Source organism: Alcaligenes parafaecalis, from assembly GCF_026344135.1.
In the GTDB taxonomy this organism is placed as follows: domain Bacteria; phylum Pseudomonadota; class Gammaproteobacteria; order Burkholderiales; family Burkholderiaceae_B; genus Alcaligenes; species Alcaligenes parafaecalis.
In genome coordinates this window covers 80,322-97,277 of record NZ_JAPKNA010000003.1, presented here as the reverse complement: position 1 = coordinate 97,277, position 16,956 = coordinate 80,322, and the positions used below count along the sequence as shown (strand labels likewise).

Sequence of the window (16,956 nt, the reverse complement as noted above, 5' to 3'; positions counted from 1 at the left end):
TACTCAGAAAGAAAAAGTGTCGAATACGTCTGTGGAGCTTTCTGCCAGATCCTGGGCCTGACGGCGTTCCAGTTCCTGCGCATTCCACAACTCAAAATGGGTGGCCATACCCAGCAGCATGGCGTCGCGCTCCAGGCCAACTGCGGCGCGCAGTTCGGGAGCGATCAATATCCGACCAGCGGAGTCCAGATCAACGTCCTGAGCACTGCCCAGCAGGAGGCGTTGCAAGAAGCGGGCACTCATGGGAAAGCGGGCAATTTGTTCGCGCTTTTCTTCCCACACACTGCGCGGATACACCAGCAAACAGCCGTCGGGATGGCGAGTGAGGGTCAAGCGGCCTTGTTCCTGCTGCAAAAGCGCGTCACGGTGCCGAGTCGGAATGGACATCCGACCCTTAGCATCCAGTGTGAGTGCGCTGCTGCCTTGGAACACTTTTTTCCCCCACTTTTTTACACTATTTCCTACTTTTCCCCACTCTACGGGGGAAAGCCTTTGCGGTCAAGGCAGTGGTTGCAATTTTTTCAATCACAACAAGCACTTAGCGCACTATCCTAGAAGTGGCTAAAAAAAAATACCGTGTGAAATCAAGAAATTGCAGGGCGCATTAAAAGTGAATTGTTATAAAAACGCGCACAAGCGACTCTTGCCAAGGATTCAACATCCTTAACAATTGCTTTCAAATGTACGAAATCGGTGCAATTGGTGGCGAATGCCAGGAGAAGTGTGAGACAGGCCTATAGGCCGGATTCTGTATGCCAGCGGGAACCCGCTGACCGGCAATCATTCCTCTGGACCGACCATTACTGGCCGGTTCTAGCTACCTACCCGCATACTAAGACGAGCCGCCTATCGGCTAAAAAGCCTGCGTATGCCTATTTGGTATTGCTCCGGGTAGAGGTTACCGCGTTTCACCCCACAGCACTTTGCACCGAAGTGCAAGAAAACACGGAAGTGGCCGTATCTGTGCCTGCTTGCGCAAGCCCTTGCTGTGGTCTCGTCTCTGTGGCCCTAGTCCTCGGCTTATCTGACGTGATGCCAGCCTTGCCGGACGGCTGTTAGCCGCTACCCTGCTCTATGGAGTCCGGACCTTCCTCGATACTTGCGTACCGCGACTGCCCAGCCTGCCTCACAGATGCATTGTAACCTGCGACAATAGAGAAATTCGCAGGACGCGCTGTTTTATCTGGAGTCTTATGTCCAATAATCTGATTTCCCTGACCGATGTCCAATTGGCATTCGGCCACCATCCCTTGCTGGACCATGCCGATCTGGTCATACAAAGAAACGAACGCATCGGTCTGATCGGGCGCAATGGTGCTGGTAAATCATCACTTTTGAAAATTTTGGATCAACGCCAGGCTCCCGACGACGGCCAGGTCAAACGACTGGGTGGGCTGAAAATTGCCACCGTCGAGCAAGAACCCGAGCTGGATCCCGAAGTCAGCATTTACGATTTTCTGTGTGGCGATTTCACTGAAACCGAAGATTGGCAACGCCCTGCCCGCGTCAATGCCTTGATGGACAAGCTGGGGCTGGACCCCGACGCCCTGACCGGCAGCCTGTCTGGCGGCCAGCGCAAACGCGTGGCCCTGGCCAATGCGCTGGTGGAAGAACCCGATCTGCTCTTGCTGGACGAGCCCACCAACCACCTGGACTTTGATGGCATTCTTTGGCTGGAACAACTGCTGCTGGATTTTCGCGGCAGTGCCGTCATCATTACCCACGACCGCCGATTTCTGGATGTAGTGACCACCCGCATCATCGAACTGGATCGCGGGAAACTCTTCAGCTTTCCCGGCAACTTCAGCCAATGGCAGGAACGCAAAGCCGAGTTCCTGGAGGCTGAAAAGCAACAAAACGCCAAGTTTGATAAATTTCTGGCCCAGGAAGAAGTCTGGATTCGCAAAGGCGTACAAGCACGCCGCACTCGCGACGAGGGCCGCGTACGTCGCCTGGAGCAATTGCGCCGTGACCGTGCCGAGCGTCGCGAGCGTTCGGGCGACGTCAAATTCGCCATTTCTGAAGGCCAGCGCTCCGGCAAGCTGGTCGCCGAATTGCAGGATGTCAGCCACGGCTACGATGGCCGCATACTGATCAAGGATTTCTCGACCGTGCTGATGCGTGGCGACCGTATTGGCCTAATCGGGCACAACGGCGCAGGCAAAACCACCTTGCTGCGCATCATGCTGGGCTTGCAAGAGCCCAATTCCGGCGTTGTGCGCCACGGCACCAAACTCAATATTGGCTACTTTGACCAGATGCGCAGCCGTCTGGATGAAAACGCCACGCTGGCCGACACCATCAGCCCCGGTAGCGAATGGGTAGAAATCGGCAATCAGCGCAAACACATCATGAGCTACCTGGAAGACTTCCTGTTTCCAGCCGCCCGCGCCCACTCTCCCGTACGCAGCCTGTCCGGTGGCGAGCGAGCTCGACTGGCGCTAGCACGCATGTTTGCTCAACCCACTAATGTATTAGTACTGGATGAGCCGACCAACGACCTGGACATTGAAACCCTGGAACTGCTGGAAGACCTGATTCAGGACTACACCGGCACCGTACTGCTGGTCAGCCACGACCGAACCTTCCTGGACAATGTGGTCACTCAGGTCATTGCCGCTGAAGGCCAAGGCCTTTGGGGCGAATATGTCGGTGGCTACGACGAATGGCTGGCGCAACGCCCCCAGGCCAACGCAGCGACGCAGGCATCAGCCAGCAATGCAGCACCCACTCCTGCCGCCGCCAAACCGGCAGCCGAGCGCGGTGGCAAAGCAGCCAAGGTAAGCCGTCTGGCGTCATGGGAAGAAAAGGAACTGGACGCGCTGCCCGAGAAAATTGCAGCCATAGAAAGCCAGCAGGCCGAATTGGCAGAACAACTGAGCGCACCGGATCTGTACAAAGACGGTTCCACTCGAGCTGACGAGATCAACCAACAACTGGATCAGCTCAACAGTGACCTGGAGCAGTTATTTGAGCGTTGGGAAAAGTTGGAAGAAAAACGCTTGGCCAGCTAAAGAAAGACAAAGGAATCAGGGGTTCAGCCCGGTAAAGCCGAACTGATCCTCTGGTTCCTCCTGAATCCGGGCAACGCGCTGACAATCGACCATGATCGGCTCGATTACCGTGCAACAACACGGTAGAACCTCGCCTGGGCCGACATACGCCAAGGGCTGCTCTTTATAAGCAACCTTTCCATAAACTAGAGGAATACGGCAGGAGCCGCAATAGCCGCTCCTGCATTGATACTCAACCTGATGGCCGGTTCTCTCCAAACCTTCCAACAAGGTTTCGCCGTCCCGCAACTGAAAGTGATCATCAGTTGTCCGGACTAGACTCATAGTTCAATACCGTCGAAGTCGCCGGCCGACACGGCCGAATCGATCTGGCCGACCAGGTAAGAGCTCAGTTCCACCTCTTGGGGTGCCACCTGCACGGTGTCCGAGGACAGCCAGGTATTGATCCAGGGAATGGGGTTGTGTTTGACGGACTCAAACGCGGGCTTCAGGCCCACTGCACCCATACGGATATTGGTGATGTATTCCACGTACTGACCCAGAATGTCTTTATTCAGACCAATCATGGAACCGTCACGGAACAGGTAATCCGCCCACTGCTTCTCTTGCTCGGCGGCATGTTTGAACATTTCAAAGCAGACGGGTTCCAGCTCGCGGGCAATCTGGGCGAACTCGGGATCATCACTGCCCGAACGCATGATATTGATGATGTGCTGTGTGCCAGTCAGGTGCAGCGCTTCATCACGCGCAATCAGACGAATGATCTTGGCGTTACCTTCCATCAGCTTGCGCTCGGCAAAGGCGAAGGAGCAGGCAAAGCTGACGTAAAAGCGGATGGCCTCAAGAATATTGACGCTCATCATGCAGAGATACAGCTTTTTCTTCAGCTCGTAGACGCTGAGCGTACGGGTTTCACCGTTGATCTCGTGCTTGCCCTCGCCCAACTGGGCGTACAGCATGGTGTCGGTGATCAGTTCGTCGTAGTACGAGGAAATGTCAGCGGCACGCAACTGGATGTTCTCGTTGCGCACGATATCGTCAAAAATGACAGACGGATCATTGGCAATATTGCGAATGATGTGCGTGTACGAGCGCGAGTGAATCGTCTCGGAAAAAGCCCAGGTTTCAATCCAGGTTTCCAGCTCTGGAATCGAAACCAGAGGCAGGAAGGCCACGTTGGGGCTGCGACCCTGAATGGAATCCAGCAAGGTCTGATACTTCAGATTGCTGATGAAAATATGCTTTTCGTGGTCAGGCAGGTTCTGGTAGTCGATCCGGTCCTGGGTGATGTCCACTTCTTCCGGACGCCAGAAGAAGGACAACTGCTTTTCAATCAGCTTTTCAAAAATCGGATACTTTTGCTGGTCGTAGCGAGCCACGTTAACCGGCTGCCCAAAGAACATGGGTTCTTTGAGCTGGTCGTTATCCGTTTTAGAAAAAGTACTATAGGTAGTCATGATGCTCTTTACCCTTGCTTAGATCTTGCACGCGCCACCTGCGCAACCGTCGTCTTCGACTTCGCCATGCGAGTCGTCGGCACCGTCGCGGGTGTTGTGGTAGTACAAGGTCTTCACGCCATATTTGTAGGCCAGCAGCAGGTCCTTGAGCAGTTGCTTCATCGGAACGCGTCCACCCTCGAACCGCTGTGGGTCATAGTTGGTGTTCGCAGAGATCGACTGGTCGACAAACTTCTGCATCACGCCAACCAACTTCAGGTAGTCGTCGTTACCGGGCATTTGCCACAGCAATTCGTACTGATCCTTATATTTTTCAAATTCAGGCACCACCTGACGCAAGATACCGTCCTTGGATTGCTTGACGGACACCAGACCACGCGGAGGCTCAATACCGTTGGTGGCATTGGCGATCTGGCTGGACGTTTCCGAAGGCATCAAGGCGGTCAGGGTGGAGTTGCGCAGGCCGTGCTTGACGATATCAGCACGCAAGGCTTCCCAATCCAGGTGCAGGGGCTCGTTGCAGATACCATCCACATCTTTCTTGTAAGTGTCGGTAGGCAGCAGGCCCTTAGCGTACGTGGTTTCGTCGAAAGCCGCGCAAGGACCGTACTCACGCGACAACTGCACCGATGCCTTCAACAGGTAGTACTGGATGGCTTCAAACGTGCGGTGGGTCAGGCCCAGGGCAGCAGGGTCGGAGTAACGGGTGCCGTTCTTGGCCAGATAGTAGGCGTAGTTAATAACGCCAACACCCAGGGAGCGACGCTTGTTGGTGGCGTTCAAGGCGGCCTTGACCGGGTAATCCTGGTAGTCCAGCAGCGCATCCAGAGCACGCACAATCAGTTCGGACAGGCTGTCCAGCTCGTCCAGGGACTCCAAAGCACCCAGGTTGAAAGCCGACAGCGTGCACAGGGCGATTTCGCCTTCGGCATCGTTCAGATCGTTCAGGGGCTTGGTGGGCAGCGCAATTTCCATGCACAGATTGGACTGACGCACAGGAGCGCGGTCGGCCTGGAAGGGGCTATGCGTATTGCAGTGGTCCACGTTCTGAATGTAGATACGGCCCGTGCTGGCGCGCTCTTGCATCAACAGGGAGAACAATTCCACGGCAGGCAGGCTGCGCTTGCGAATGGCGGGATCTTGTTCGTACTTTTCGTACAGACGCTCGAACTCGTCCTGGTCTGCAAAGAAAGCGTCGTACAGGCCGGGTACGTCATGCGGCGAGAACAGCGTGATATGGCTGCCCTTGATCAGACGTTGGTACAGCAGGCGGTTGATCTGAACGCCGTAGTCCAGGTGACGGATACGGTTTTCTTCCACACCACGGTTGTTCTTCAGAACCAGCAGTGTTTCCACTTCCAGGTGCCACATGGGGTAGAACAGGGTCGCTGCACCACCACGCACGCCGCCCTGCGAGCAAGACTTCACAGCGGCCTGGAACATCTTGAAGAAAGGCAGGCAACCGGTGTGCTGGGCTTCACCACCACGAATTTCGCTGCCTACGGCGCGAATACGACCACCGTTAATGCCGATACCGGCTCGCTGGGACACGTAGCGAACGATGGCGCTGGTCGTGGCATTGATGCTGTCCAGACTGTCGTCACATTCGATCAGCACGCAAGAGCTGAACTGACGGGTAGGTGTGCGCACGCCAGCCATGATGGGCGTGGGCAGGGAAATCTTGAATTGCGATACCGCGTCATAGAAGCGCTTGATAAAGCTCAGACGGGTTTCAGCAGGGTAACGAGCGAACAGGCACATGGCCACCAGCATGTACAAGAACTGGGGGCTTTCGTAGATGCGCTTGGTCACGCGGTTTTGGATCAGGTACTTGCCTTCCAACTGCTTGACCGCACCGTACGAGAAGTTCATGTCACGCCAGTGATCCAGGTGAGCATCCAGCTCATCGAACTCGGCGCGTGTGTAATCCTGCAGCAGATGGGGATCGTAGCGACCTTCTTTGGTTTGAAGCGTCACGTGATCAAACAGGGTCGGTGGCTCAAACTGACCAAAAGCGATTTTGCGCAGATGGAAAATCGCCAGGCGAGCCGCCAGATATTGGTAGTCGGGCGTATCTTCGGAGATCAGATCCGCTGCCGACTTGATGATAGTTTCGTGGATGTCGCTGGTGCGAATACCGTTATAGAACTGAATGTGAGAGCGCAGCTCTACTTGAGAGACAGACACATTACTCAGACCTTCAGCGGCCCAATCAACCACTCGGTGAATCTTGTCGAGGTTAATAGGTTCTGTACGGCCATCTCGTTTAGTGACCATTAACTGTTCGGTTGATTGCATTTCAGTCTCGGAATCGATAAAGATTGACGGAAGAAGCGGCTTTCGCAGCCGCCGACGTCATTTGGTGCACACCATATGTAGTGTGGAATAGGCATCATTCTACTACATATAGCGGATTCGGCATTTTAAAATGCAACCAATCTTTGCGCTGTTAACAATTTTTATTGTGTTTGGAACTCTTGAACGCAGCGCAGCAAAGCCTCGCCATAGGCCTCCCGTTTACGTACCCCAATGCCTGTAATCGGCTCCAGATCAGCCTCTGAGTTGGGGCAGCGGATGGCCACTTCGCGCAAAGTCGCGTCATGGAAAATGACATAGGCAGGGACGCCATGTTCGCGTGCGGTAGCAGCCCGCCAGGCACGCAAAGCCTCGAAGCGTCTTTGCTGATCGGGCTCCAGCGCGGGGCCTACCGGTGCCTGACCTTTGACACGATGCGCAGCCGGTCCGCGTGTTACGGTTTCGCGGCGCAACATCAAGGTGCGTTCCCCTTTGAGAACTTCGCGACTGGCGTCGGTCAGTAACAAGGTGCCATAGCCTTCCGGGTCGACAGTCACCAAACTATGTGCCAGCAATTGGCGCAACACACCACGCCATGCCTGGTCGGACAATTCCTTGCCCACACCAAAGACCGTCAGCTTGTCGTGTTCGTGCTCTTTGACCCGCTCGGTGGTTTTGCCCAGCAGGATATCGATCAGATGCCCTGCCCCGAACCGTTGGCCACGCTCGCGCCACAACCTATAGATCGTGGACAGCATTTTCTGGGCGGCCACCGTGCCATCCCAGGCCTCCGGGGCTTCCAGGCAGGTATCGCAGTTACCGCAGGGCTCAATCTGCTGATCAAAATAGGCCAGCAAGCGCTGTCGGCGGCAGGAAATGGTTTCGCACAGGCCCAACATGGCATCCAGCGCCTGACCTTGCTGACGCCGGTGCGCCGCATCGCCTTGCGACTGGTTAATCATGCGGTACAACTGCACCACGTCCTGCAAACCATAAGCCAGCCAGGCCGTGGCAACCTCGCCATCGCGGCCAGCACGCCCCGTTTCCTGGTAATACCCTTCTACGGATTTGGGCAGGTCAATATGGGCGACAAAGCGCACATCCGGTTTATTGACGCCCATGCCAAAGGCAATGGTCGCCACCATCACCACACCTTCTTCGCGCAGAAAGCGAGCCTGATTGATGGCACGTTGCTGCGCCTCCAGACCGGCATGGTAGGGCAAAGCGTGAATTCCGTTCTTGCACAGAAACTCGGCAGTGTCTTCTACCCGAGAGCGGGACAGGCAATACACAATCCCGGCATGCCCGGCATGCTCTTCCTGAATGAAGCTCAGCAACTGTTTGCGTACTTCATTCTTTTCAATAATGCGGTAGCAAATATTGGGGCGGTCAAAACTGGCCACAAAATGACGGGCTTCTTCCAGCTTCAGGCGCTGCGCAATTTCTACCCGCGTCAACTGAGTGGCGGTAGCCGTCAGGGCAACCCGTGGCACACCCGGCCAACGCTCTGCCAACAAATCCAGGCCCAGATATTCCGGGCGGAAGTCGTGCCCCCATTGCGATACGCAGTGAGCTTCGTCAATGGCGAACAGGGAAATCTGGCCGCGGGCCAACAAATCCAGGCAGCGGTCCGTCAGCAAGCGCTCGGGAGCGACATACAACAGATCCAACTGCCCTGTCAGGAATTCACGCTCGACCTCGCGGGCCGTTTGCCAATCCTGGGTGGAATTCAGATAAGCGGCGTTAACGCCCAGTTCATTGAGCGCGTCTACCTGATCTTGCATCAGGGCAATCAGGGGAGAGACAACGACGCCGGTGCCGGGGCGCACCAATGCAGGAATCTGGTAACAGAGCGACTTGCCGCCGCCCGTAGGCATCAAGACCAGGGCGTCACCGCCTTGGATCAGGGTCTCGATAATCTCGTGCTGAGAACCACGAAAACTGTCATAACCAAAAACTTCCTGAAGAACCTCAAGTGCTGACTGGGCCATGCCGCCTGCTTAAAAAATCGGAATAGAAAAACGCAGCGCGATGTTCGACTGACGACTTTCCAGATGACGGCGAGCTTGCAAACCCACCCTAAGGTGGGGACTGTACCAGAACTGCTGCGTGACCCCAAGGTAGCGGTTCTCCCCACCGGCAACTACCTGCTGTACCTCGTACTGGGTCTGCACTTCCCCCCAGCGGCGCAAAGGAACAGACAGGCCCACGACCTGTCGGCTGCTGGCCGCGTCTACCTTCATGCCCTGATAACGGCTTAAATCCAGGAAATTGTCCTCGTAGCGTTCGCCCTGCCATTGCAGGTGCAAATCATCCAGCACGTCCAGACCATAGGCCGCCTGATAGCGCCAGCCCTGCCCGACTGCATGGGAGGCTCGGGCCACACTGGCTTGCCAGACCCCAAAGTCCGGGGAACGATAAGTGGCTCCCAAACCAGTCAAGCCAAAGTCGCGCGCACTTTCCACTTGGGTATCAATACTGGTCCGGCTAGTGACATCCGTGCTGAGCATCAGACTGCTGGCAGAAGACCCATACACCAGATCCCCATTATCTTGCTTGCCCGTCATATCCAACGCCCCCACCGCCAAGGCATAACGCCACGGTCCGGTCGGACCCTGCTCGAACTGCTGGGTAAGATTAATACCGCCGAGCGCCACAGGCCGCGCCCAATCCGGTGCGGTCACAGTGTCATTCCCCAGGGTTAGCTCAAGGCCATCGCCATTAACGTAGCGCCAATTGCGCTCACCGAACTGCCAAACCTGATCAGGTGCACTGCTTAACCAGCGTGCACTCCAGATAGGCGAAGACTGCTGACTATATTGAATAGAGCGAGCCAGGCTGGCGGTACTGGAACCATTCAGACTGAAATCAGAAAAAGAGAAATCCATGGACGCAGCAGGGCTGGGCAAATCCTGATCACCCTGGCGATGCCATTGTGAAGCATCAAAAAACGGCTCCACAGGCGGGAGCTCCTGGGCTGGAATCGCCTGAGCCTCATCGACGCCGTACACACGGGTCGCAGACAGGTTTTCCAAGCCAATACGATTTTGGGCCGTAGCCAATGGAACAGCGAACAGCATGGCAAGACCGACAATCAGCCCGCCTGCCAAGCCTCGCTGGCAAGCTTTTGTACGCATGATTTATGTCACAAAAAGAGTTTAGCGCCGGGCATCCAGCATCACTTCGCCGCTCGCATCCAGGGAGCGTTTGATGGCGGAGTATTTTTCCAGCACAGCAGACTTATAGACTACACCAATCAAGCGACCCGAGCCGTCACCATTCAATACGGGCAGGCGCTCTCCGGCGAAGTTTACAAAGTGCTCCTGGGCCTCGTCCAGACTCATGTTCGGGTAGAGCGTCTTGACGAAATCCATACGCAGAATATCCCCCACCACGCGCTCCTGGGCCGCGTTGTCGTCCAGCAACATACGCGTCAGATCAGGTTGAGCAATCACCCCTTGATAAACCTGCTCCTCGTTCACCACGTACAAATAGCGCACGGGATAATCCAGGAACATTTGCAGGGCTTCGCGCATTTGGGTGGTCGTGCTGACCACGGTATCCGCCGGGCGCACCAGTTCAGCCAAGGTCGTGTGACGCAACTTGTGGCGCAGCAAGGCGTCGCGCTCGCGCACCAAGGTGACTTCATACATGGCCACTTCAGCCACACCGCGCGACACGAAATAGGCCATGACACAGGCAACAATCAAAGGCAGCACTAACTGATAGCTGAGCGTCATTTCAAACAGCATCAAAATAGCCATGAACGGCGCACTGGTCGCCGCCCCCAGAAACGCCCCCATGCCCACCAGAGTGAACAAATACAAGGGCAAGTCCAGACCAGGCAGGATCAGCAAGGTCAACTGACCAAACAGGGTGCCAAAGGCCGCGCCCACAAAGATGGCGGGAGTAAACACACCACCGACAGCGCCCGAACCTACGGTCAGCCCGGTCGCCAGCACCTTGAATACCAGGATAAGCAGGACGCTATACCAGGCCCAATCGCTGTGCAACATGGACGACACCACACTGAAGCCATTACCCGCCACGCGCGGCATGACAATCAGCAAGCATCCCAGCAACACCCCCCCCAGCGCCAGACGCAGGGGCAAACCTAGCCCCGTGCGCTTGAAGAGCGTGCGAAACAGATTCAGCAATTTCAGGAAAGCTGGAGCGGCCAAGCCGATCAGCACACCCAGCACCAGAAAGGGCAAGATGTCCCAGCCAGCAACGGCCTGAACATTCGTCATTTCATAGGGAGCGTGATAGCCACCCAGCATGCGCATGGTCAGGTGAGCACTGACAGCCGCCATCAACAAGGGGCCGAAGCTGCTCATGGTCATGGTGCCCAGCACGATCTCGGCCACAAACACGGCACCGGCAATCGGGGCGCCATACGCAGCCGCCACCCCGGCTGCTGCGCCACAGGCCACCAGCAAGCGCAGGCGAGCTTCACCAAACAGAGTGAAACGGCCAATTGCGGAAGCGGACAAGGAGGCCAGATGCACCATCGCCCCTTCCCGACCAATCGAGCCGCCCGAGGCCACCGTCATCAGGGAGGACAAGGATCGCAACAAGCCCTGGCGGATGGACAGACGACCATCACCAATGGCCACAGCTTCCATATAGTCTGAATTACTTCCCGAAGGCAGACGCCCCGCCAGCCACAACAAGATACCGGCGCACAGACCACCCAAGGTGGGAAACAATAGGCGCATGTACCAGGACAGGCCTTCCGTTACCGCGACAATACCGCCGTGCTGTCCCGTGACCACTTGCTGCACCAGGCGCATACCCTGATGAAAGGCCAGCGTCGCCAAAGCCCCCAGGATACCGGCCAAGACCGCCCAGGCCAGCATGGCGGGCATATCAGACAACCACTTGAAACCCTGAAGACGCTTGCGCATCGACAGTACGGAATGGGCAATCATAGAAAAGGTCAGCCTTTAAAGCTGGGCGGCAAAGGTGGGCGGGACAAACCAAACATGCGCCAATACACCCACACGTTGAAAATCAGCACGATGGGCAAGGCAATCACAATGGCCGACAGGATCAGACTTAACGCAGGCACTCCAGCGGCAGCGTCCCAGATCGTCATCTCGTCCAGAATCAGATAGGGGAAGAAACTGAACGCCAGCCCTGCCATGACGGACACCATCACAAACAAGGTCAGCAAAAAGGGCAAGGTGGTGGTGCGATAGCTGCTATTGATCATGCGCTGCAGGCTCATTTCAATCGACACAAAGCAGCTTAGTATCAGGGCCCACAGGAACAGTACCAGCCCCCAATACGGGCCATCACTCCACTTGAGCAACACACCCGCATTCACAAAAGCCAACACCACCGAAACACCGACGGCCCCTGCCGCAAACCAGCGCACCGAACGGCGTCCCCAGTTCACCGCACGGGCACGCAGCTCGCCCGCCTCGCGCATGATCAGCCAACTGGCCCCCAGCAAGCAGTAGGCCGCGATGGCGCAAAAGCCCATGAAGATGGAAAACCAGATGTAGCCTGAATCGCTTTGAAAGCCCACCACGACTTGAGCCAACAATACGCCATGGGAAAAAGCCGTCAACCAGGAGCCCAGGGCAAAGCCCATCTGCCAGCGGGACTGACGCTCTACCGGCGCACGCAGGCGGAACTCAAAGGACACGGAGCGGGCGAAAACGCCCACACCCAAAGCACATAAAGGCCCATACAAGCCGCCCATCACCGCCCCCCAGGCTTTGGGGAAGGCGCAGACAAACAGGCCCAGACCGAGAAACAGCCAGAACTCGTTGGCATCCCGCCAGGGACTCAACAAAGACAGCATGCGGGGACGCAGAGAATCCGGCGCCAACAAGGACAAGCAGCCCACACCAATATCAAAACCGTCCAGAACGGTGCCAGCCACAATGATCAAAAAGAACAGAGCCAGAAACGCCAGCGGCATCCAGAACGCCGGATCATGGGCACCCAGCCCCAGCGCATTCGCAAAAGAATCAATCATGCCCGCCCCCGATGACGCGCGATCGGCACCACACCGAAACGTACTGCATGCCGCAGCTTCTGGAAAAAGCCAATCATGCACAAGACGTACACCAGGCCATAAGAAAGCACACCCAGCCCGACAGTAAAGACGCTTTCCTTGCTCTGTACCTGCACGGCCTGAATATCGTTACCCACTAGATAGGGCAGAAAACCCAGCAATACGTAGGCGGCCCCGGCCAGCAACATAATCCAGCCCAGCACCGATGCGGCCACCATTAACTGACGCTCTCTATAAGAGAGAGAGTGCGGATCCAAGCCATAACGGCGCGTACGCAACAGCACCCAGAGCAGCAGAAACAGCATCACAGCACCCGCCAGCACAGCCACGCGGAAGGACCAGAACGTCAGAGTTACAGGTGGCATGGCCTCGGAGAACTGATCCAGGCCCATCAGAATGCCGCTGTCATTACGACCCAACCAGCGCCCACCTGCATGCGACCAGCGCAGCACACCCAGGACACTGTCTTGCATGGCCGATGGGGCGGCCACCAGAATCAAGTCCGGTTGTGAACCACTTTCCCAATAGGCAGCAGCGGCCGCCGCCTTGGCAGGCTGATGCTCGGCAGTCATGAATCCATTACCCACCACCACAAACACCAGGGCAACCCAGGCCACCACACCTAAAAACAAGGCACTACGAAACGCCAGACGTTCCTGATCCGTGACCGGTCTTTGCATCGTCTGGGCGCAAGTCACACCCAACATGAAAAAGGCCACCGTCAGCAAACTGCCCACCAGCAAAAGACCCGCGTACCAGGGCAAGGCAGGCGTGCTCAACACATCCAGCCAGTCCATGACGACGTAATGACCTTCAATAACATCCACCCCGGTCGGCACTTGCATCCAGGCCACAATCGCGACCAGCCAGAAAGCGGTGACGGTAACGCCCAAGGCCACCATCAACACCACCAGGGTATGAACCAGATTGGAGAGCATGCGCTGGGCAAACAGCATCACGCCCAAAAAGCAGGATTTGAAGATGAACAGAGACAGCATGGAGGCGGCCAGCATGGGGCCGATGACATCGCCTACCTGTTCCATCAGGCCCGGCCAGACACTGCCGAACTGGATCAGCACGGGCGTGGAAGCGGCAAAGCTTAAAATAAAGGCCAGCGCAAACAAACGCACCCAGAAACGGTACGCCCCCATCCAGGCGGCGGCATTGTTGCCAAAGGTTCTGGTCTTGAAATACAGCAGCACCCAGGCCAGTCCCAGCTCCAGAGCCAGAAACAGCAGCATGAAGCCCAGGCTAAGGAAAAACTGGGCATGGGACAGAGAAAGGGCGGAGTGCGTCATAATGAGCGCTAGTGTAGGGTGAATTGGCCTGCAAACGCCACCATACTACCCCAAGTTCTTCCCCGATTTTTTAGAACCCGTTCATGGGGTAAATACCCCTCTAAAACAAGAACGTGGCAAAATGGCCGATTAGTCTGTCGGCTTCTTTATTTCAAACTGTATGACCTCTGACACCACTCCTGCTCCCGTATCTAATTTTCTGCGCACGATCATCGACCAGGATCTGAGCGCTGGCCGTTACGCACAAAAATCCTGGGCCGGTCAGCCAGGCCCGGCCAGTACCCAGCAAGGGGCGGCTGTTGATGCCGCGCGTATCCGTACGCGCTTCCCCCCCGAACCCAATGGTTACCTGCATATTGGGCACGCTAAAAGTATCTGTTTGAACTTCGGACTGGCCAGCGACTACCAAGGCGCCTGCCACCTGCGTTTTGACGACACCAATCCTGAGAAAGAAGAACAGGAGTACGTGGACGCCATTATCGACATGGTCAAATGGCTGGGCTTTGACTGGACCTTCAAGAACGAAGACAACCTGTACTTTGCCAGCGACTATTTCGACCATATGTACCAGTTCGCAGAAGCGCTGGTAAATGCAGGCCATGCCTATGTCGATGAACAAAGCGCCGAAGAGATGCGCACCAACCGTGGCACGCTGACTGAAAAAGGCGTGAACTCACCCTGGCGCGACCGCCCTGCCGAAGAATCGATCAAGCTGCTGCGCGAAATGCGCGACGGCCATCACCCTGATGGCAGCATGGCCCTGCGCGCCAAAATTGATATGGGCTCGCCCAATATCAATATGCGCGACCCGGTCATGTACCGCATCCGCCATGCTGAACACCATCGCACCGGCAACAAATGGTGTATCTACCCCATGTATAGCTGGGCTCACCCTGTGGAAGACGCGCTGGAGCGCATTACCCACAGCCTGTGCACCCTGGAATTTGAAGACCAGCGTCCTTTCTATAACTGGATTCTGGAGCGCCTGGTTGAGCTAGGCCAATTGGCCGACCCGCTGCCTAAACAGTACGAGTTCTCCCGTCTGAACCTGTCCTACGTGGTTACCAGCAAGCGCAAGCTGCGTCAGTTGGTTCAAGAAAACCACGTCTCCGGTTGGGACGATCCGCGCATGCCTACCCTGGCCGGTTTGCGCCGCCGTGGTTACAGCGCCGGTGCCATCCGTCTGTTCACGGACCGCTTGGGTGTCTCCAAAGCGGCCCAGCACGTGGACTACAGCCTGCTGGAACAAGCCCTGCGCGATGATCTGGACCCAGTGGCTGACCGCAGCGTCGCCATTCTGGACCCGATCGAACTGATCATCACCAACTACCCCGAAGGCAAAAGCGAGCTGTGCCACGCACCGCGCAATCCGCACAATCCGGAAGCCGGTCAACGCGAGTTCCCTTTCTCCGGTCGCCTGTACATTGAGCGCGAGGACTTCAAGGAAGAGCCACCTAAAAAGTACTTCCGCCTGTTCCCCGGCAATACCGTACGTCTGAAATATGGCTATGTTGTGCGCTGCACCGGCTGCGTCAAAGACGAGCAAGGCAATGTCACTCAGGTTCTGGCTGAATACCTGCCCGACACCAAGAGCGGCACACCCGGTGCGGACTCGGTCAAGGTCAAAGGCAATATCACCTGGATCAGCGCTGAACACGCTATTGCAGCCGAGATCCGTCTGTACGACCGTCTCTTTGCCCATCCTCAGCCCGATGCGGCCGACCAGGACTTCCTGGAGCACATCAACCCGAACTCGCTGCGCGTGATTCAAGGTTGGCTGGAACCCGGCACCAAGGCTACGCCCGATGCCCGCTGGCAGTTTGAACGCCTGGGCTACTTTGTGGCGGACCGTGTGGACTCCACTCCCGAGAAACCCGTTCTTAACCGCACCACGACTCTGAAAGACACTTGGGTCTAAGGCTATTAACGTGAACGATCAGACTCATGCCAAAGGGCCCCAGGCCCTGGATTTCAAAAGCGCCACGCTGTACGCCGTACGCGTGGTGCTGCGCTCGGCCGACACGGCCGAGCAGTTAGCCGCACTGGCGCAACGCATGAAAGACGCAGGCTCCTTCTTTGAGGACGAGCCTGTTGTCATCGACGCCAGCGCCATCGATGCTTCCGTGGACTGGACGGCGCTGGTCGCCGCCCTGCGCCAGCACAAGCTGCATCCTGTGGGCATCATCGCCCACCCGGATCATGCCGATAACGCTATCGACAGCGGCTTGCCGCACGTTGAGCTGTCCAACCCGCCTGCCCGCCCCCAAGCTCAGGCAGCACCGGACAAGGAAGTGCCGGTCCTGTCGCAGTCGGCCCAGCCAGAAGCCCCTGCGGCGGCCGCCCCGCCACCGCCCGCTATTGCTCCGGCAGCGCTCATCATCAACCGTCAACTGCGTTCGGGCCAGCGTATCTACGCCCGTCACACCGACCTGATTGTGGTGGGTGCGGTCAGCCAGGGAGCCGAAGTGGTCGCCGATGGCAATATCCACGTTTATGGTCCACTACGCGGCAAAGCGATGGCCGGTGCCCGCGGTGATACCAAGGCACGCATCTTCACCACCGAGCTGGACCCGGAACTGATCGCCATTGCGGGCGTGTACCGCATTATTGAAACGCGACTGGATGCGCAACTGCGCAATAAACCGGCCGTCGTCACGCTGGAAGACGATACGCTCAGATTTGATCCCCTGAGCTCCTAGCAATACAAGGCGCCGGCTTTTGCCGGCGCTTTTTATAGTGGCTTGCACCAAACACCTGCCATGCAGGCAAGCAAGTGCAAGCGCAACCGTGTAAGCTGACACCGAACAAAGCAATTGATATGTTTTGTTTCTAAGCAGTAGGCTAAGTGGCAGAACGGATGTCAA

At 56.7% G+C, this 16,956-nt stretch carries 12 protein-coding genes and 1 other RNA gene; 3 read left to right on the top strand and 10 right to left on the bottom strand.

Going from position 1 to position 16,956, the window contains the following annotated elements:
- Positions 1–3 precede the first annotated feature (3 nt).
- Together mraZ and rnpB are read right to left on the bottom strand one after the other, a co-directional pair.
- Positions 4–432, bottom strand: a complete 429-nt coding sequence (gene mraZ, locus OSH09_RS11020; protein WP_207873402.1) for a division/cell wall cluster transcriptional repressor MraZ — start codon at positions 430–432, stop codon at positions 4–6.
- Positions 433–721: 289 nt separating this feature from the next.
- An RNA gene (gene rnpB / locus OSH09_RS11015) (RNase P RNA component class A) lies at positions 722–1,128 on the bottom strand.
- Between the two features lie 65 nt (positions 1,129–1,193).
- On the opposite strand from rnpB, the gene OSH09_RS11010 reads away from it, so the two are divergent.
- Entirely contained in the window at positions 1,194–3,014 is a 1,821-nt protein-coding gene (locus OSH09_RS11010) for an ATP-binding cassette domain-containing protein (protein WP_266121005.1), read from the top strand.
- 15 nt (positions 3,015–3,029) lie between these two features.
- Here the strand turns inward: OSH09_RS11010 and yfaE are convergent, their stop codons facing one another.
- The 8 genes from yfaE to OSH09_RS10970 form a co-directional block, all read right to left on the bottom strand.
- Positions 3,030–3,338 (bottom strand): class I ribonucleotide reductase maintenance protein YfaE, encoded by a 309-nt coding sequence (yfaE, locus tag OSH09_RS11005; RefSeq protein ID WP_207873400.1) that lies wholly within the window; start codon positions 3,336–3,338, stop codon positions 3,030–3,032.
- Complete coding sequence (nrdB, locus tag OSH09_RS11000; RefSeq protein ID WP_222667638.1) at positions 3,335–4,471, bottom strand: class Ia ribonucleoside-diphosphate reductase subunit beta; 1,137 nt, start codon at positions 4,469–4,471, stop codon at positions 3,335–3,337. The genes yfaE and nrdB overlap by 4 nt, the downstream gene beginning before the upstream one ends.
- An 18-nt stretch (positions 4,472–4,489) precedes the next feature.
- Entirely contained in the window at positions 4,490–6,769 is a 2,280-nt protein-coding gene (nrdA, locus tag OSH09_RS10995) for a class 1a ribonucleoside-diphosphate reductase subunit alpha (RefSeq protein WP_266121004.1), read from the bottom strand.
- A gap of 161 nt (positions 6,770–6,930) precedes the next feature.
- Positions 6,931–8,757, bottom strand: a complete 1,827-nt coding sequence (recQ, locus tag OSH09_RS10990) for a DNA helicase RecQ (RefSeq protein ID WP_266121003.1) — start codon at positions 8,755–8,757, stop codon at positions 6,931–6,933.
- A gap of 9 nt (positions 8,758–8,766) precedes the next feature.
- Complete coding sequence (locus OSH09_RS10985) at positions 8,767–9,903, bottom strand: fimbria/pilus outer membrane usher protein (RefSeq protein WP_266121002.1); 1,137 nt, start codon at positions 9,901–9,903, stop codon at positions 8,767–8,769.
- Between the two features lie 21 nt (positions 9,904–9,924).
- Entirely contained in the window at positions 9,925–11,697 is a 1,773-nt protein-coding gene (locus OSH09_RS10980; protein ID WP_266121001.1) for a ClcB-like voltage-gated chloride channel protein, read from the bottom strand.
- An 8-nt stretch (positions 11,698–11,705) separates the two neighbouring features.
- On the bottom strand, positions 11,706–12,755 hold the full coding sequence (locus tag OSH09_RS10975; RefSeq protein WP_207873394.1) for a cytochrome d ubiquinol oxidase subunit II: 1,050 nt from the start codon (positions 12,753–12,755) through the stop codon (positions 11,706–11,708).
- Positions 12,752–14,092, bottom strand: a complete 1,341-nt coding sequence (locus tag OSH09_RS10970) for a cytochrome ubiquinol oxidase subunit I (protein WP_266121000.1) — start codon at positions 14,090–14,092, stop codon at positions 12,752–12,754. The genes OSH09_RS10975 and OSH09_RS10970 overlap by 4 nt, the downstream gene beginning before the upstream one ends.
- A 160-nt stretch (positions 14,093–14,252) precedes the next feature.
- Between OSH09_RS10970 and OSH09_RS10965 the strand changes: the two genes are divergently transcribed.
- Together OSH09_RS10965 and minC are read left to right on the top strand one after the other, a co-directional pair.
- Positions 14,253–16,010 carry a glutamine--tRNA ligase/YqeY domain fusion protein gene (locus OSH09_RS10965; RefSeq protein WP_207873392.1) on the top strand — a complete coding sequence of 586 codons (1,758 nt, stop codon included), beginning with the start codon at positions 14,253–14,255 and terminating at the stop codon, positions 16,008–16,010.
- Between the two features lie 10 nt (positions 16,011–16,020).
- Positions 16,021–16,791 (top strand): septum site-determining protein MinC, encoded by a 771-nt coding sequence (minC, locus tag OSH09_RS10960; protein WP_207873391.1) that lies wholly within the window; start codon positions 16,021–16,023, stop codon positions 16,789–16,791.
- Positions 16,792–16,956: the final 165 nt, after the last annotated feature.